The sequence below is a fragment of the Paenibacillus sp. FSL P2-0136 genome (assembly GCF_037975325.1).
GTDB lineage: Bacteria > Bacillota > Bacilli > Paenibacillales > Paenibacillaceae > Paenibacillus_AQ > Paenibacillus_AQ silagei.
In genome coordinates, this window is sequence record NZ_CP150244.1 from 7,359,587 (window position 1) to 7,377,737 (window position 18,151).

The 18,151-nt window shown below is 53.4% G+C and carries 17 protein-coding genes and 1 rRNA gene; all 18 read left to right on the forward strand.

All coding sequences use genetic code 11. From position 1 onward, the window contains the following. Positions 1-172: 172 nt before the first annotated feature. The gene (gene nadA / locus NYE26_RS31580; RefSeq protein WP_036696456.1) at positions 173-1,111 is read left to right on the forward strand and encodes a quinolinate synthase NadA; all 939 of its coding nucleotides are present in this window, start codon (positions 173-175) and stop codon (positions 1,109-1,111) included. A 39-nt stretch (positions 1,112-1,150) separates the two neighbouring features. Next, positions 1,151-2,767 carry an L-aspartate oxidase gene (gene nadB, locus NYE26_RS31585; protein ID WP_339252697.1) on the forward strand — a complete coding sequence of 539 codons (1,617 nt, stop codon included), beginning with the start codon at positions 1,151-1,153 and terminating at the stop codon, positions 2,765-2,767. Next, on the forward strand, positions 2,757-3,629 hold the full coding sequence (nadC, locus tag NYE26_RS31590) for a carboxylating nicotinate-nucleotide diphosphorylase (RefSeq protein WP_339252698.1): 873 nt from the start codon (positions 2,757-2,759) through the stop codon (positions 3,627-3,629). The genes nadB and nadC overlap by 11 nt, the downstream gene beginning before the upstream one ends. Then, on the forward strand, positions 3,629-4,396 hold the full coding sequence (locus tag NYE26_RS31595) for a type III pantothenate kinase (protein ID WP_036723925.1): 768 nt from the start codon (positions 3,629-3,631) through the stop codon (positions 4,394-4,396). The genes nadC and NYE26_RS31595 overlap by 1 nt, the downstream gene beginning before the upstream one ends. 51 nt (positions 4,397-4,447) lie before the next feature. Beyond that, complete coding sequence (hslO, locus tag NYE26_RS31600; RefSeq protein ID WP_036723923.1) at positions 4,448-5,332, forward strand: Hsp33 family molecular chaperone HslO; 885 nt, start codon at positions 4,448-4,450, stop codon at positions 5,330-5,332. Positions 5,333-5,341: 9 nt separating this feature from the next. After that, positions 5,342-6,286 (forward strand): peptidylprolyl isomerase, encoded by a 945-nt coding sequence (locus tag NYE26_RS31605; RefSeq protein ID WP_339252700.1) that lies wholly within the window; start codon positions 5,342-5,344, stop codon positions 6,284-6,286. A 175-nt stretch (positions 6,287-6,461) separates the two neighbouring features. Next, a complete protein-coding gene (cysK, locus tag NYE26_RS31610) occupies positions 6,462-7,400 on the forward strand; it encodes a cysteine synthase A (protein ID WP_339252702.1) in 939 nt (312 codons plus the stop codon). Between the two features lie 164 nt (positions 7,401-7,564). After that, positions 7,565-9,187, forward strand: coding sequence for an anthranilate synthase component I family protein (locus NYE26_RS31615; protein WP_339252704.1), 1,623 nt, complete (start codon positions 7,565-7,567; stop codon positions 9,185-9,187). Further along, positions 9,184-9,765: an aminodeoxychorismate/anthranilate synthase component II gene (gene pabA / locus NYE26_RS31620; protein WP_076082822.1), complete on the forward strand. Its 582-nt coding sequence runs from the start codon at positions 9,184-9,186 to the stop codon at positions 9,763-9,765. Before NYE26_RS31615 ends, pabA begins: the two co-directional genes overlap by 4 nt. Continuing rightward, entirely contained in the window at positions 9,762-10,640 is an 879-nt protein-coding gene (locus NYE26_RS31625; protein ID WP_339252706.1) for an aminotransferase class IV, read from the forward strand. The genes pabA and NYE26_RS31625 overlap by 4 nt, the downstream gene beginning before the upstream one ends. After that, positions 10,637-11,494, forward strand: a complete 858-nt coding sequence (gene folP, locus NYE26_RS31630) for a dihydropteroate synthase (protein ID WP_339252708.1) — start codon at positions 10,637-10,639, stop codon at positions 11,492-11,494. The genes NYE26_RS31625 and folP overlap by 4 nt, the downstream gene beginning before the upstream one ends. Positions 11,495-11,527: 33 nt before the next feature. Then, entirely contained in the window at positions 11,528-11,890 is a 363-nt protein-coding gene (gene folB / locus NYE26_RS31635; RefSeq protein ID WP_036696480.1) for a dihydroneopterin aldolase, read from the forward strand. Between the two features lie 9 nt (positions 11,891-11,899). Next, a complete protein-coding gene (folK, locus tag NYE26_RS31640) occupies positions 11,900-12,451 on the forward strand; it encodes a 2-amino-4-hydroxy-6-hydroxymethyldihydropteridine diphosphokinase (protein WP_339252710.1) in 552 nt (183 codons plus the stop codon). Then, entirely contained in the window at positions 12,403-12,612 is a 210-nt protein-coding gene (locus NYE26_RS31645) for a helix-turn-helix transcriptional regulator (protein ID WP_036696484.1), read from the forward strand. The genes folK and NYE26_RS31645 overlap by 49 nt, the downstream gene beginning before the upstream one ends. Before the next feature lie 45 nt (positions 12,613-12,657). Beyond that, complete coding sequence (gene dusB / locus NYE26_RS31650) at positions 12,658-13,674, forward strand: tRNA dihydrouridine synthase DusB (RefSeq protein ID WP_036723910.1); 1,017 nt, start codon at positions 12,658-12,660, stop codon at positions 13,672-13,674. 224 nt (positions 13,675-13,898) lie between these two features. Next, positions 13,899-14,378 (forward strand): transcription elongation factor GreA, encoded by a 480-nt coding sequence (greA, locus tag NYE26_RS31655; protein ID WP_036696487.1) that lies wholly within the window; start codon positions 13,899-13,901, stop codon positions 14,376-14,378. A gap of 165 nt (positions 14,379-14,543) precedes the next feature. After that, the gene (gene lysS / locus NYE26_RS31660; protein WP_036723908.1) at positions 14,544-16,058 is read left to right on the forward strand and encodes a lysine--tRNA ligase; all 1,515 of its coding nucleotides are present in this window, start codon (positions 14,544-14,546) and stop codon (positions 16,056-16,058) included. A 380-nt stretch (positions 16,059-16,438) separates the two neighbouring features. Beyond that, a 16S ribosomal RNA gene (locus NYE26_RS31665) occupies positions 16,439-17,999 on the forward strand. Positions 18,000-18,151 lie beyond the last annotated feature (152 nt).

The window sequence follows — 18,151 nt, forward strand, 5'->3', positions numbered from 1 at the left end:
AATGTATATGTTTCACACGGCAACTTGTCCTCCGGTTTCTCTCTGAAACAGAGCACCCGCTTGGATTGACAGGGGGTGGAACGTTGTGTACATTAGTGAATAAATATTAAATTTATCATTTATAAGAAATGTACTGGCGGCAAGCCATGATGACATAAGGGGGAGACTGACCGTGGAAGCTCTGGCGCTTGAGCGCAAGCAGGAACAGAATCGTGAACTTCGTGTGCGCCTCGAACAGCTTAAGAAGGAACGGAATGCTATTATTCTGGCTCATTATTATCAGCGTGATGAAATTCAGGAAGTCGCCGATTTCAGGGGAGACTCGTTTTTGCTGGCCCAGAAGGCAGCGGAGACAGAGGCAGATGTAATCGTATTCTGCGGCGTTCATTTCATGGGGGAAAGTGCCAAGATTCTGGCACCGAACAAGACGGTCCTGATTCCTGACGAACGTGCAGGTTGCCCGATGGCTGACATGGTCAATGTGGATGGGCTGCGCAAGCTGAAGGCCCAGCATCCGGGTGCGAAGGTAGTAACCTATATCAATTCCTCTGCAGAGATCAAGGCGGAGACAGATATTTGCTGCACCTCAGCGAATGCGGTGAAGGTGATCGAATCACTCGATGCTGAAGAAATCATCTGGGTGCCTGATAAGAATCTGGGTCAATATGTGCAGGATCAGACCGGCAAGAAGCTGATTATCTGGGAGGGCTATTGCAATACTCATGACATGCTTACCGTCAAGGATGTCATGGAGATGAGAGCCAAATACCCGGAAGCTGAATTTGTTGTACACCCCGAATGCCGCCCGGAAGTCGTGGCAATGGGGGACTATGTGGGCAGCACTACCTCAATTCTGGAATATTGCCGGAAATCGGACCGCCGGCAGTTTATTGTGGGTACTGAGGATGGAACCGGGTATCAGCTGCGGCTTGACAGCCCGGATAAGGAGTTTCATTTTGCCACCAAATTCCTGGTATGTCCTAATATGAAGGTAAATAATTTGAAAAAGCTGGTCAAATGCCTGGAGACGATGAAGCCGCAGATCTATGTACCGCCTGCAGTCGCCGACAAAGCCAGAACATCCTTAGAGCGCATGCTACAAGTCCGGTAGCATGCGCTACTCTTTCGTTGAAACAGGTGAAAAGCGGTCATGATTCCACAATATTTGGTTGATTTTGATCTTCAGGGACTTCCTGTAGTTAAGACAGACTGCCTGGTCATTGGTTCCGGTATTGCCGGGTTATTCACAGCGATCAAGGCCAGCGAAGACCGGAAGGTTATTATGATTACGAAGAAGACCGTAATGGAGAGCAACACACGGTATGCCCAGGGCGGAATTGCGGCCGTCATTTCGGAGGATGATTCGCCGGCGTATCACCGTCAGGATACCCTGATGGCCGGCGCGGGACTGAACTCCTCTGCGGCTGTGGATGTGCTGGTCAATGAAGGGCCCGAAGGCGTCCGCGAACTGATCCGGCTTGGCACGATTTTCGATAAGGAGAATGGTGTACTGGCCTTAACCCAGGAGGGGGCACATAGCCACCGCCGTATTTTACATGCAAATGGGGATGCTACAGGATATGAGATTGTCCGCGCACTCGCTGAACAGGCTGCCCGGCATGAGAATATTGAGACCTGGGATGACCATTATGTCGTTGACCTGATTACGGAGGACGGAGAGTGTCTGGGAGCGCTTGTACAGCGGCCTGATGGCGGGCGGTTATTCCTGCAGGCAGATGCAACAATCCTATGCTCCGGCGGAGCAGGACAACTATACCGTTACACGACCAATCCTGAGGTGGCCACCGGAGACGGGGTAGCCATTGCTTATCGTGCCGGTGCCCATATCCGGGATATGGAGTTCATTCAGTTTCATCCGACAGCACTCAGCTATCCTGGCGCTCCGCGCTTCCTGATCTCGGAGGCTGTGCGGGGAGAAGGCGCTGTGCTGCGGAACATTAACGGTGAGCGGTTCATGGAACGTTATCATGAGCTGCAGGAGCTGGCCCCGCGGGATATTGTTGCCCGTGCCATTGTAAGCGAGATGGAATTGACCAAATCCACCTTTGTCTATCTGGATATTACGCATGAACCGGCGGATATGGTTAAACACCGCTTCCCGACCATTTATGCAACCTGCATGAGCTACGGGCTGGATATTACAAGTGACTGGATTCCGGTGGCTCCTGCTGCGCATTATATGATGGGGGGCGTGAAGACCGACCTGAGCGGAGAGAGCACGGTTGCCCGCCTGTTTGCCTGCGGTGAGGTATCATCTACTGGTGTGCAGGGTGCCAACCGGCTGGCCAGCAACTCCTTGTCGGAAGCTGTTGTGTTCGGCCGCCGGATCATTGAACGAATCCGCCAGCTTCCGCCGCTTGACCGGGATAACCTATCGGTAACCTATCATCAGGCAAGGGTAGAAGCTCCTGCACAGGCAATTGTAGAACGGCGGTTGAAGCTGCAAAAGGCTATGGTGCGGTACGCCGGACTGCGGCGGAACCGGGAAATGCTGAACAAAGGCTTGGATGAGATAAAGCGCCAGCTGCCGATTTTTAAGACCAAGCTGACAACACGGGAAGAATACGAGTTCGCCAATATGCTTACATGCTGTCTGCTGATCACTGAATCGGCCCTGGCACGGGAGGAGAGCCGCGGTGCGCATTATCGTGAGGATTATCCGCTGCGCAGTGACGCACAGTGGCAGAAGCATCTGCTCCAGATTCGCGAACTTGGAATAGTGGAGGAATTAAGTGATGATGTTTAACGGATACAATGAAGATCTGCTTAAAGCTATTAAGGGCTGGCTGCAGGAGGATGTCGGCTCGGGGGATATTACTACCCGTACAACCATTCCTGCCGGGCATGAGTCCAAGGGAATCATCCACGCCAAGGAAGACGGGATTATTTGTGGAATCCCCGTGGCCGAGCTGGTATTCGAAGTTGTTGATCCTGGGCTTGTATTCACGGCGCTGGTCCAGGAAGGACAAGCTGTCTCCAAGGGCACTGTGATTGCTGAGGTAGAAGGCAGCACTCATGCCATCCTGACTGGTGAACGGCTTGCCCTCAACTTGATGCAGCGTTTATCCGGTGTGGCCTCGCGCACAGCTTCTTTTGTAGAGAAGCTTCAAGGGCTGCCAACCCGCCTGGTGGATACCCGCAAGACCACACCGGGTCACCGGATGCTGGAGAAATATGCAGTCCGCATAGGCGGCGGAGCCAACCACCGTTACGGTCTGTATGATGCGGTAATGATTAAGGACAACCATATCAAGGGGGCCGGCGGCATCCATCAGGCAGTAGGGCGTGCCCGTGCCAATATCCCGCACACCATGACCATTGAAGTAGAGACGGAGAGTCTGGAGCAGGTAGAGGAAGCGCTGGCGGCCGGAGCGGATATTATTATGCTCGATAACATGTCCCCTGAGCAGATGGCTGAAGCCGTGAGAAGAATCCGGACCAAGGCGAAGCATGTCACCATTGAGGCATCGGGCAATGTATCTCTGGAGACGGTCCGGGGCATTGCTGAATCGGGTGTGGATGTGATTTCGGTAGGACGGCTGACGTATTCCTTCGCGAGTCTCGATATCAGCCTGGATCTGAATGGCAAGAAGGAGGGAGCCCTCTGATGATACTTGTCGTCGATATCGGCAATACGAACATTGTGCTGGGCGTCTACCGGGGCAGTGAGCTGCTGCACCATTTCCGGCTGAGCACTGCCCGCGGGTCCACTGTCGATGAATATGGTGTGATGATTCATAATCTGTTCAGCATGTCGAATCTCTCGTTCAGGGATGTCGAGGGGGTCATCATCTCCTCGGTTGTTCCGCCGCTCGTGCAGGTCATCGTAGAGATGTGTGTCAAATTCATCGGCAAGGACCCGCTCCTTGTGGGGCCTGGTATCAAAACCGGGCTTAATCTGCGTTATGAGAACCCGCGCGAAGTGGGGGCGGACCGGATTGTGAACGCGGTTGCGGCGATTGAGCAGTATAAATGTCCGCTTGTCGTCGTTGATTTCGGCACGGCAACCACCTTCGACTGCATTGATGCCGGGGCCAACTATCTGGGCGGTGCTATCGTGCCGGGTCTGGGCATTTCCACGGAGGCCCTCTATCTGCGGGCATCCAAGCTGCCCCGGATTGAGCTGGAGAAGCCCAAGAAGGTAATCGGGCGCAATACCGTACATGCGATGCAGGCAGGGATCATTTTTGGCTATGCCGGTCAGGTTGAGGGTATCGTCAGACGCATCAAGCAGGAGATGAATGCTCCCGTTCTCAAGGTTATTGCTACCGGAGGGCTGGCCTCACTGATTGCCAGTGAGACAGAATGTATCGATGAGGTGAATCCGATGCTGACGCTTGAAGGATTGCGCATTATTTACAACCGTAACAAATAATCATAAAGATGAACCTATACAGAAGAGAGAGATAGGAGGAGTAGGCACCCAATGGATAATAAGAAGGACCGGCTGGTCCGGGGGACGGCGATGAACGGAAGAGTCAGAGCGTTCGCTGTCCGTACCACAGAGCTTGTCGATGAATTGCGGCGCAGACATGATACGTATCCGACGGCTACGGCAGCGCTTGGACGTACGGTTACTGCCGCAGCTATAATGGGAGCCATGCTCAAGGGGCAGGAGAAGCTCGCGATTATGGTCAAAGGAAACGGTCCGCTCGGGCAGATTACGGCTGAATCCAATGCCCTGGGAGAAGTTCGCGGCTATGTGCGCAATCCGCATGTTCATCTGCCAAGCAACAGCATGGGCAAGCTGGATGTTGCAGGGGCGGTAGGCACGGAAGGCTTCATTGATATCAGCAAGGATCTGGGGATGAAGGAGCCGTACCGCGGCAGTGTGCCTATCGTTTCAGGAGAGCTGGGTGAGGATTTCACCTATTATTTTGCCCTCTCGGAGCAAACGCCTGCTGCTGTAGGACTTGGAGTGCTGGTGGAGACCGATAATTCAGTCAGAGTTGCCGGAGGCTTTATTATTCAGCTGCTGCCCGGGCTGACCGATGAGGAGATTACCGAGGTTGAGCAAGCGGTTGGAGCCATGCCTTCGGTTACGTCCGTGCTGGATCAGGGGCTTGAGCCTGAGGAAATGCTGAGGCTGCTGCTGCCGGATGCTGTGATCATGGATGAGCTGGAGGTCCGATTTGTATGTCAGTGCTCACGGGAACGGATTGAGCAGACTCTGGTTAGTCTGGGTGAGCACGAGCTGGAACGGCTGATCGAAGAAGATGATACGGCAGAAGTTGTCTGCCATTATTGCAATGAGAGCTATGTATTTAACAAGGATGAACTGCAGGTAATCCTCGATCAAGCGAAGTCATAGGGCTATGAAATGGTGACAAGACAGGAGCGCGCGCTGCGCAATGCCGTTATATTACTTGCTGTGGCAACGCTGGTGCTGGGAGGGCTATTATTCTGGAGCCTGCGTGCCATGGCACTGCTGAAGGCAGAGACGGCTGAAGGAGAAGCCTCGGATGTCGCTGCTGCCGGAGGACAGCCGGTCACGGAACAGGAATGGATAGAGGAGCTTCAGAAGAAGCACGGGGAAGAAGTGCTGCTGGGCATGCTGAATCATATCGTGGTGGGCAAGGAAGCCGCAGCGCTGGGAATTATGGTCACGGATGATGAGATTGAACGGGAACTGAAGCGGGGAATGTCCGGTTACAGCTCGGAGGAGCAATATTATCAGCAGATGCAGTCTGAGCTTGGACTATCCCGTCAGGAGCTGCGTGAGGAGACGGCATACCGGCTGACGCTCCAGGCCATAGCAACGGCCGGCATTGCGGTCAGTGATGCGGAAATTGATGATTATCTGAAGCAAAATAGCGAGAGATTCATGCCCCGCAAGCAAATGCAGCTCTCTATCATCCAGACCTCCACCTATAACGAGGCCAGTACAGTGATGGACCGCCTGGAGCGGGGTGAGGATTTTGCAGTGCTGGCCCGTGAGGTCTCGATCGACGAGGAGAGCCGCCAGCATGGCGGCAGTATCGGAACGGTCGAGGAGAAGGACCCGTTCTGGCCTGAGGAGCTGCTGGAGACAGCAGCCGGGCTGGAGAATGGCGATATCGCAGGACCGCTGCAGGTTGACGGGGGGTATGCTGTGATCCGTCTGGAGAAGCTGATTGATCCTGTGAAGCCGGATCAGGAGGAACTGCGGCGGATGATCGGCCAGCAGCTGAGACTGGAGCAGGCAGCGCCCTTGCAGCAGGTAGAGCGTGAATTACGGGCCAAATATGATACAGCAATATATATTGACAACAGCCTGCAAGATTGATAATATGAAATTAAATATAAAACCTACTGATTTAGTCGGAAATATTAAGCGGTACAATTACAACTGTTAGTTACCCAGGCATTGTGAACCGGGAGCTACGGTAATATATGCTGATAGCATTTGTCATAAGTTTCCGCACCCTAATTCATTTATCATTCCAAGGAGGTTTTTACTCATGGCTAAAGTCGTCAACAGTGTAACAGATTTGATCGGTGGCACACCGCTCGTCCGCCTGAACCGGATTGTTCCGGAAGGCTCGGCAGAGATCTTCCTGAAGCTGGAATACCAGAATCCAGGCTCCAGTGTGAAAGACCGTATTGCCATCAGCATTGTAGAAGAGGCTGAGAAAGAGGGCTTGCTGAAGCCGGGTGGCACGATTGTAGAAGCGACCAGCGGTAATACAGGGATCGGCCTGGCGCTTGTGGCAGCTGCCAAAGGCTACAAGGCCATTATTGTTATGCCGGAAACGATGAGCCTTGAACGCCGCAACCTGCTGCGCGCTTACGGCGCTGAGCTCGTATTGACTCCGGGATCAGAAGGAATGAACGGTGCGGTCAAGAAGGCTGAGCAGATTCTGAGCGAGAATCCGGATTATTTCCTTGCGGAGCAGTTCAAGAACAAGGCTAACGTGAAGATCCATCGCGAGACCACTGGACCGGAGATCGTTGAAGCGATCGAATCCGTAGGCGGCCCGCTGGATGCATTCATTGCCGGTGTCGGCACAGGCGGAACGATCAGCGGTGCGGGTGAAGTGCTGAAGAATCAATATCCGGGCGTGAAGATCTATGCGGTAGAACCTGCGGCTTCACCGATTCTGGCTGGAGGCAAACCGGGCCCGCACAAGATTCAGGGTATCGGCGCTAACTTCGTGCCGGAAATTCTGAACCAGGATATCTATGATGAGATTATTCATGTTGAGAATGATGAAGCGTTCGAAACTGCCCGCCGCGTAGCCAAGGAAGAAGGCGTGCTGTCCGGTATTTCCTCCGGTGCGGCTGTATTTGCTGCACTGAAGGTAGCGAAGGAACTTGGCGCAGGCAAGAAAATTGTTGTCATCATCCCAAGCAACGGCGAACGTTACCTGAGCACGCCGCTCTATAACTTTGAAGTATAATTGCTGAGAATTCAGCTCTTACGAAGAGCCTGCCCTATCCGCTTTCACAGGGATACCGCAGGCTCTTTTTTCGGATAATAAGCATTTATAAGAATTGCGGGCTTTTCAAAGTAACCCTATGTACAGTATACTGACAGGCAATAAACTATCGATGAGACGGGAGAATGGTTGTGGAGATCTTAACGGCTTGGCAGGACTGGGAGCAGTGGGCAGAGGCAGATGAGGCCTGGAGCGTCCTTCCCCTGATCCTGAGGAAACGGCAGGACAACCAAGGCTTGCCCCGCAGCTGGAAGCAGGCCTGGGAACAGGCTTCCCCCTATTCGGTTGTCCTGGAGAGCGGCAAGGGCGGGCGCTACACCTATCTGGGCCTGAGCCCTGTCTCGATCATCGAAGGCCGGGGAGCCGTTGCGGAGAGCTATACTCCCGGAGCCAAGGCTTCGGGGCATATAGAGTCTGCCGTAACGGAAGGCCAGCCGCTGCAAGTGCTGCAGGCATGGATGAGGGAATATACGTCTCCCCGCCTGCCGCTTGACGGTCTGCCGCCGTTCACCGGCGGCTGTATCGGATTTCTTGGCTATGATGTGGCCCGTTCCCTGGAGAAGCTGCCGTCGCTTGCCAGGAACAACCCTGAGTTTCCGGATTATCTGTTCATGAGACTGGAAGAAGTGTGGATCTACGATGAGCAGGAGCAGCAGCTCTACTGTGCAGTTCATATCTCTGTGCCGGATACTGTATCCGGTAACCTGGATGGGCTAAGGAGTCTGTATGAGGCTGCTGTACACCGTGCGGAGCGCATGCTGGAGCAGTGGAGCCTTCTCTACGCACCGGCAGAGCCGGAAGAAGCAGCCGCTGCAAGGTACGCCGGGCTTACACGCAGGGTGGAGAGCGAGGCCGAGATCACCGGCGAGTGGCCCGGTATGAGCTCGGATTTCTCAGCCGCACCCTTCCAGCAGGCTGTGCTGAAGGTCCAGGAATACATCCGTGCCGGAGATGTATTCCAAGTGAACCTCTCGCTGCGCCAGCAGGCGCAGCTCAAGTCTACACCCGAGGAAGTCTACGAATGGCTCCGTAGACTCAACCCGTCCCCGTACATGGGGCTGCTCCGCACGCCCGGCTTCGCGCTCTCCAGCGCATCGCCGGAGCTGCTCGTCAAGCTGCACGGGGACAAGGTCAGCGCCCGCCCCATTGCCGGCACCCGGCGGCGGGGCCATACTCCCGCGGAGGACGCCGCCATGGAGGCGGAGCTGCGCGGGAGCGAGAAGGAGATCGCCGAGCATATTATGCTTGTCGATCTGGAGCGCAGCGACATCGGCCGTGTCGCCGCCTACGGAACGGTCAGCGTGCCGGAGCTGCTGACCGTAGAGCGATACTCGCATGTCATGCATCTCGTCTCGCAGGTCGAGGGGATCATCGCACCCGGCAGGGATGCGTACGATGTCATCGCCGCCTTGTTCCCCGGCGGCACCATCACGGGCGCGCCCAAGGTGCGCACCATGGAGATCATCGAAGAGCTGGAGCCGGTCCGCCGGGGGCCATATACTGGATCTATGGGCTGGATTGACTATAACGGCAATATGGAATTAAATATAATCATACGTACGCTCGCAGTGAAGGACGGAATCGGCTACATTCAGACAGGTGCGGGAATTGTGATCGATTCAGACCCTTACCGTGAGTACCGGGAATGCCACAACAAAGCCAAAGCGGTAGTAAAAGCCATTCTCTGCAGTGAACGCGAGCAGGAAGAGCGGGCTGCCCTCGGCGCCGAAGGAGGAAGCACAATATGATCTTGGTCATCGATAATTATGATTCCTTTACCTATAACCTGGTGCAGTATCTGGGTGAGCTGGGGGAAGAAGTTAAGGTAGCGCGCAACGATGAGATCAGCATTGAGGAGATAGAAGCATTAGCCCCGGATCATATTCTGATCTCCCCGGGACCCTGCACACCGAATGAGGCAGGCATCAGCCTTGCGCTGCTGCAGCATTTCAAGGGCATCATCCCCATATTCGGCGTATGTCTCGGACACCAGGCGATCGGACAGGCTTTTGGCGGTAATGTCATCCGTGCAGAACGCCTTATGCATGGCAAAACCTCGCCCATCCATCATAACGGTACCTCCGTATTTGAGGGGCTGGAGTCTCCTTTCACAGCGACACGCTATCACTCACTGATCGTGGAACGAGAGAGTCTGCCAGATTGCCTGGAGATTACCGCCGAGACCGCTGAAGGGGAGATTATGGCCCTACGGCATAAGGAATACCCGATTGAAGGGGTACAGTTCCATCCCGAGTCGATTATTACGAATCACGGCCATACCATGCTGCGCAATTTCCTGAAACGGAGAGCCGGAGAACCGGCATGAAATATATAGGACTTAACAACAAAGCAGTCGACGCCAAAGACGCCGTGGTCTCCGCTCTGGATCACGGCTTTTTGTACGGCATGGGTCTGTTCGAGACCTTCCGTACGTATGGGGGACAGTCCTTCCTGCTGGAGCGCCATCTGAGCAGAATGGCAGAGGGCTGCCGCCAGCTGGGCATTCCCTTTGAGCCGGACGTACAGGAGCTGCGGGAATGGATTCGGCTTGTAATGGACAAGAATGAGCTTAGTGAGGCGTATATCCGCTACACCGTTACAGCCGGTGAGGATATTCTGGGTCTGCCATCCGCAGCCTATAAGCAGCCTAATCATCTGCTCTATATCAAAGCCCTGCCGGTCACACCAACCGGCTTATACACGGAAGGCAAAGAACTTCAGCTGCTGAACCACCGGCGTAATACCCCGGAGGGTGCGGTAAGGCTTAAATCGCTGCACTATATGAACAACATTCTGGCAAAACGTGAATTGTCCGGTTATCCGTCCGCAGAGCGAGGAGCCGAGGGACTGATGCTGACCGCACAGGGCGAGGTCGCCGAAGGGATTGTGAGTAATATTTTTTTTATCTCCAATAAGCGGCTCTATACCCCCGATATCTCCACCGGGATTCTTCCGGGAATTACCCGGGAAATGGTGCTTGAGCTGGCAGCGGCCAGCCTTCAGCCTGAACAGGGCTTTTACCGCTGGGAACAGCTTGCGGCTGCGGATGAAATCTTCCTCACCAATTCTGTGCAGGAGATCGTACCGGTAAGCACATTATGGAATGGAGACCGGCGGGTAACCATAGGCAGCGGGCGCTGTGGAGAGCAGACGGCTGAACTTATGAGCCTGTACAGAGAAAGGACGGATATGCTGATATGAAGCCGATCATCTATGAGCGGACTTACCGCTGCGGGAGCAGCGAGCTGAAATTGGGCAAGCGCACGCTGATTATGGGGATACTCAATGTGACGCCGGACTCCTTTTCGGATGGGGGCCTGTGGACGGAGTGGGATAGAGCCGTAGAGCATGCGCTGCAAATGGCGGCCGAGGGTGCTGATATTATCGATATTGGCGGAGAATCCACGCGCCCGGGTCACCAGCCGGTGAGTGCTGAAGAAGAATTGGCCCGTGTACTTCCTGTCATTGAGCGTATCCATCAGGCCGCCCCGCATCTCCCCCTCTCTATAGATACCTATAAGGCGGAAGTCGCCCGTCAGGCGATTCAGGCCGGTGCGCATATCATCAATGATGTATGGGGAGCCAAGGCCGATCCGCAGATGGCGGCGGTTGCTGCGCAGGCAGACTGTCCGATCATTCTGATGCATAACCGCCATGACCGAGATTATAACGATTTGATCGGCGATATGACGGATGACCTGAGCGAGAGCATTCACCTGGCGCTGGCAGCCGGAGTGAAGCCGGACAATATTATTTTGGACCCGGGAATCGGCTTCGCCAAGGACTATGAAGAGAATCTTCAGGTCATGACCGGCCTCGGCGCACTGACGAAGCTGGGATATCCGGTACTGCTTGCCACTTCGCGTAAAAAATTCATTCGTACCGCCCTAGGTCTGCCCGCAGATGATGTCCTGGAGGGGACCGCAGCTACTGTCGCCTTCGGGATTGCCCAGGGCTGTCAGCTTGTGCGGGTTCATGATATTGCGGCAATGAAACGTACCGTAGAGATGTGTGACGCCATGTTATATGCAGGTTCACCTGTGCTCTGCGTATAGACTATATTCTTCAAGAGAAGGCAGGTACCCTTAATGGATAAAATGAAGCTGCACCGCATGGAGTACTACGGTTACCATGGCGTGTTTGAAGAGGAGCGGAAGCTTGGCCAGCGTTATTATATCGACCTTGAGCTGGAGCTTGATTTGCAGGGAGCAGGGCTCAGCGATGATCTGGAGCAGACTGTGAATTATGCTGAAGTTCATGTTGTAGTCAAAAAAATTGTCGAAACGCAGTCCTTCAAGCTGATAGAAGCTTTGGCGGAACATATTGCATCCGGGTTACTGGACACTTATACTGTTATCAATGCAGTAACGGTCCAGGTGACCAAGCCGCATCCTCCTTTTGATATTCATTTCCAGGGAGTCACTGTAGAATTGCGCCGGACGAGAAAGTGAGACAGACTGATGAACATACCTTCGCCCTCTGAGGCATCAGAGGCTTATATTGCTTTAGGGGCTAACCTGGGTGACCGTCAAGGCACCTTGAGAGAAGCCCTGCACCGGCTGGAGCATCACGACAAGATTGAAGTTATGCGCACCTCCCGGGTCTACGAGACGGAGCCTGTCGGATATCTGGATCAGCCTCAGTTTCTTAACATGGCGGCTGTTCTGCGCACCACACTAGCACCGGAGGAGCTGCTTCATGTGATGCTGGACACGGAGACCCAGTTAGGCCGGGTCCGGGATGTGCGGTATGGACCGAGAACGGTGGATTTGGATTTGCTGTGGGTAGAGGGGCTGACCCTGGACACGCCGGATCTGACGCTGCCTCATCCGAGGATGCTGGAGCGGGCGTTTGTCCTTCTGCCGCTCAGCGATATCTTATCGCAGAACGAAGAGTCTTCCGGTTTCCGCAGATTAATTACAACAGCGCTGCAAGACATAGACGGAAAGGCAGGAATTCGCCTGTGGACAACAAACGTATGGGAATGCGGGTCAGAGCGTTCCGGAAGCTGAAGGGCTACACGCAGCAGGAACTGGCGGATTCTGTCGGAATATCACTTGCTGTGCTTGGCGCAGTGGAGCGGGGCAACAGACGTTTGGAAGATCAAATTTTAAATAAAATTGCGGATTTTCTGGAAGTGACGGTAGAGGAACTGGCCCATCCGGCACCCTAAGACCGGGCTGAACGTTACAAATTGAGGTAGGGAAGTGATTGGGCCATGCTGAAGATTGGTGATATTGAATTGAAGAATCAGGTCGTGCTGGCGCCTATGGCTGGCGTATGTAACCCGGCATTTCGTCTGATTGCCAAAGAATTCGGGACTGGCCTGGTCTGTGCGGAGATGGTCAGCGGCAAGGCGATCGTACATGGCAACCAGCGTACGCGTGAGATGCTCTTTGTCGATGAGCGCGAGAAACCGCTGAGCCTGCAGATTTTTGGCGGTGACCGGGAATCGCTGGTGGATGCGGCGAGAATTGTCGATAAAGAGACGAATGCCGATATCATCGACATTAACATGGGCTGCCCGGTGCCCAAGGTGACCAAATGCGATGCCGGAGCACGCTGGCTGCTGAATCCGGACAAAATCTATGAGATGGTATCCGCAGTAGTGGAGGCCGTGGACAAACCGGTCACCGTGAAAATGCGGATCGGCTGGGACAGCGAGCATATCTTCGTTGAAGAGAATGCACGTGCGGTGGAACGGGCCGGCGGAGCGGCGGTCAGCGTACATGGGCGGACCCGCGAGCAGCTCTATACGGGACGTGCCGACTGGAATTATATCCGTATGGCTAAAGAGGCAGTATCGATCCCGGTAATCGGCAATGGCGATGTGAATACGCCGGAGGATGCGCGGGCGATGCTGGACCAGACCGGCTGTGACGGTGTAATGATCGGGCGTGGCGCACTGGGCAATCCGTGGATGCTGTACCGGACGATTCAATATTTGGATACCGGTGTTCTGATGCCTGAGCCTGGCGCTGAAGAGAAGATTAAGGTAGCCATTCTTCATATGGACCGCCTGATTGCTCTTAAGGGTGAAGCTGTGGCTGTCCGCGAGATGCGCAAGCATCTGGCCTGGTATTTGAAGGGCTTTAAGGCGGCGGCACGCGTGAAGGACGTTATTATGGAAGAAACGAAACGTGACGAGATGGTGCGGATTTTGAATGATTTTGTCGGTCAGCTTAAGCAGGATGAGGAGCAGAACAGCGCGGATAGCGAGCTTTTTGCCGTATGAGCCTCACATATTCCTGGGACTAAGCCCCGTTCCTGTGTGCTTTATTGATTATTGCTAAACATTATATGGGGCGTCATTGACATTTTGTAGCGGTTCCAATATAATTTCACAGTATAAAATCGCCGTTACAGCAGGAGCAATGGTGAAGGAGGGTTCTGATCCCTCCGGATTCGCATATAGTATGGTGTTTTCAATAAATGTATACGACAGGAGAATCGGTTAAGATGAGCGATAAAGAAGTCATCCTTACACCGGACGGACTTAAGCGTCTGGAAGAAGAACTGGAGTTCCTCAAATCCGTTAAACGCCGCGAAGTAGCGGAACGTATCAAAGTGGCCATCGGCTACGGAGATATCAGTGAGAACTCGGAATATGAAGACGCGAAGAATGAACAGGCCTTCATTGAAGGACGGGTTCTTACTTTGGAGAAGATGCTCCGCAATGCCCGTATTATTAATAGCGATGAGATCGTGACAGATGTGGTAAGCATCGGAGTAACGGTGAACGTTGAAGATATGGAGTACGGCGACATTATGGAGTACACCATCGTGGGTACTGCCGAATCCGATCCGCTGAACAACAAAATTTCCAATGAGAGCCCTGTAGGCAGAGCGATCATCGGCAAGAAGATTGGTACGATTGTGGATGTTAGTGTCCCTGCAGGCGTCATTCAATATAAAATTCTTGATATCAAAATGAAGTAAAACGGTTCCGAAAGCTTCCTTAGGGAAGCTTTTTTCAAAGTTACAGCCAGCCGTAAAATATGGGTGAACACATACAGCTTATATTTTGTACCGGAACGGACTGTCCTCTAGATCGGGGCGGAGCCGTTTCTTCTTTTGTATAGTGAGTAAGAGAGGATGAAGAACATGACGGAAGAAATCAACAACGTCGAAGCTACAGAGAATGAATTAAGTGAATTGCTGCAGATCCGCCGGGGCAAGCTGGACGAGCTCCGCGCACTCGGTATCGACCCGTTTGGCAAGAAATATGAGCGTACCGCTGCTGCAGGCGATCTTCTGGCCAAATACGACGGGCAAACCAAGGAAGAGCTGGACGAGCTGGCGCTGGAGGTTAGTGTGGCCGGACGCATTATGGCGAAACGGGTCATGGGCAAGGCAAGCTTTTCTCACATCCAGGACCTTAGCGGCAAAATCCAGATCTATGTGCGCCAGGACAGTATCCCTGAGTCGCAATATGCAGCCTTCACGATCCTTGATCTTGGCGATATCGTCGGTATCCGGGGAACCCTGTTCAAGACAAAGACCGGCGAAACCTCTATTAAAGTGGATAACCTTGAGGTGCTGTCCAAGTCCTTGCTTCCGCTTCCCGAGAAGTATCATGGTCTGAAGGATGTAGAACTCCGCTATCGTCAGCGTTATGTGGACCTGATCATTAACCCTGAGGTACAGCAGACCTTCATCATGCGTTCACGGATTATCCAATCGATGCGCCGTTATCTGGACTCGCTGGGTTATTTAGAGGTGGAGACTCCGACCCTGCATGCCATCGCTGGCGGAGCAGCGGCCCGTCCGTTTATTACACACCACAACACGCTGGATATGCAGCTGTATATGCGGATTGCCATCGAATTGCACCTGAAGCGTCTAATCGTCGGCGGTCTGGAGAAAGTCTATGAGATTGGCCGTGTATACCGTAATGAGGGTATTTCAACACGCCATAATCCGGAATTCACAATGATCGAGCTGTATGAAGCGTATGCGGATTACAAGGACATTATGCATCTGACAGAGAGTCTGATCGCTCATATTGCCAGCGAGGTGCTGGGCTCCCAGGTAATTAATTATCAAGGACAGGAAGTGGATCTGTCTCCAGGCTGGCGCCGCGTTACTATGGTGGATGCCGTTAAGGAAGTAACCGGAGTAGACTTCGGTGTTCAGATGACGGATGAAGAAGCACAGGCTCTGGCTAAGGAACACCGGGTACCGGTAGAGAAGCATATGACCTTTGGACATATCCTGAATGCGTTCTTCGAGCAGTTTGTTGAAGAGACGCTGATTCAGCCGACATTCGTAATGGGACATCCTGTAGAGATCTCACCGCTTGCCAAAAAGAATGAAGAGGACCCGCGCTTCACCGACCGGTTCGAGCTGTTCATTGTGGCCCGCGAGCATGCCAATGCGTTCAGCGAGCTGAATGATCCGATTGACCAGCGTCAGCGCTTCGAAGCACAGATTCACGAGAAAGAGCAGGGCAATGATGAAGCCCATGAGATGGATGATGATTTCATCCGCGCTCTGGAGTACGGCATGCCACCAACAGGCGGACTGGGTATCGGTGTAGACCGTCTGATCATGCTGCTGACCAATTCAGCATCTATCCGTGACGTGCTGCTGTTCCCTCATATGCGTAATAAAGACTAAGGATTTCTCTGATTCCAGACCCGGATAACCAAGGGAGCTGCTCAGGCAGTTCTCTTGGCATCGGGGATTGAATACTCTGGTCAAATGATTTAGAAATAATGCTTGCAATGAATGTCTATCCGTGATATATTCTATTTCTGGACGCGAAACATCAACGCCTGGCTCGAACAAGAAGTTGAAAAAAAGAGCTTGCATTGATCGGCTGGATGTGATATATTATAAGAGTTGCTGGTGACGACAACATCGACACTAACGACGAGCTTGATCTTTGAAAACTGAACAACGAGTGAGTATCGGAGATCGCTTCGGCGAGATCCAAAAATGAGAATGTAAATTCTCGTCAGATGTTTCAAAATGAGCAATCGCTCTTTCTAAATACCAATTTGGAGAGTTTGATCCTGGCTCAGGACGAACGCTGGCGGCATGCCTAATACATGCAAGTCGAGCGGAGTTTGAGAGGAAGCTTGCTTCCTTTCAGACTTAGCGGCGGACGGGTGAGTAACACGTAGGCAACCTGCCCTCAAGCCTGGGATAACTACCGGAAACGGTAGCTAATACCGGATAATTTCTTTTTTCTCCTGAGAGAAGAATGAAAGGCGGAGCAATCTGCTGCTTGGGGATGGGCCTGCGGCGCATTAGCTAGTTGGTGGGGTAACGGCCCACCAAGGCGACGATGCGTAGCCGACCTGAGAGGGTGAACGGCCACACTGGGACTGAGACACGGCCCAGACTCCTACGGGAGGCAGCAGTAGGGAATCTTCCGCAATGGGCGCAAGCCTGACGGAGCAATGCCGCGTGAGTGATGAAGGTTTTCGGATCGTAAAGCTCTGTTGCCAGGGAAGAACGTCCGGTAGAGTAACTGCTGCCGGAGTGACGGTACCTGAGAAGAAAGCCCCGGCTAACTACGTGCCAGCAGCCGCGGTAATACGTAGGGGGCAAGCGTTGTCCGGAATTATTGGGCGTAAAGCGCGCGCAGGCGGTTATTTAAGTCTGGTGTTTAAACCTTGGGCTCAACCTGAGGTCGCACTGGAAACTGGGTGACTTGAGTACAGAAGAGGAAAGTGGAATTCCACGTGTAGCGGTGAAATGCGTAGATATGTGGAGGAACACCAGTGGCGAAGGCGACTTTCTGGGCTGTAACTGACGCTGAGGCGCGAAAGCGTGGGGAGCAAACAGGATTAGATACCCTGGTAGTCCACGCCGTAAACGATGAGTGCTAGGTGTTAGGGGTTTCGATACCCTTGGTGCCGAAGTTAACACAGTAAGCACTCCGCCTGGGGAGTACGGTCGCAAGACTGAAACTCAAAGGAATTGACGGGGACCCGCACAAGCAGTGGAGTATGTGGTTTAATTCGAAGCAACGCGAAGAACCTTACCAGGTCTTGACATCCAACTAACGAAGCAGAGATGCATCAGGTGCCCTTCGGGGAAAGTTGAGACAGGTGGTGCATGGTTGTCGTCAGCTCGTGTCGTGAGATGTTGGGTTAAGTCCCGCAACGAGCGCAACCCTTGACTTTAGTTGCCAGCAGGTTGAGCTGGGCACTCTAGAGTGACTGCCGGTGACAAACCGGAGGAAGGTGGGGATGACGTCAAATCATCATGCCCCTTATGACCTGGGCTACACACGTACTACAATGGCCGGTACAACGGGAAGCGAAGCCGCGAGGTGGAGCCAATCCCAGCAAAGCCGGTCTCAGTTCGGATTGCAGGCTGCAACTCGCCTGCATGAAGTCGGAATTGCTAGTAATCGCGGATCAGCATGCCGCGGTGAATACGTTCCCGGGTCTTGTACACACCGCCCGTCACACCACGAGAGTTTACAACACCCGAAGTCGGTGGGGTAACCCGCAAGGGAGCCAGCCGCCGAAGGTGGGGTAGATGATTGGGGTGAAGTCGTAACAAGGTAGCCGTATCGGAAGGTGCGGCTGGATCACCTCCTTTCTATGGAGAATCGTCTTCTGCAATGAAGACATTCAAATCGGAAGCTTTGCTTCCACAATAGAACCCTTGGGTTCGAATACTCACTCGTTGGTCAGTTTTGAGAGTTTAAGCTCTCAAGTAAGAAACTTGATCCTTGAAAACTGGATACCGAA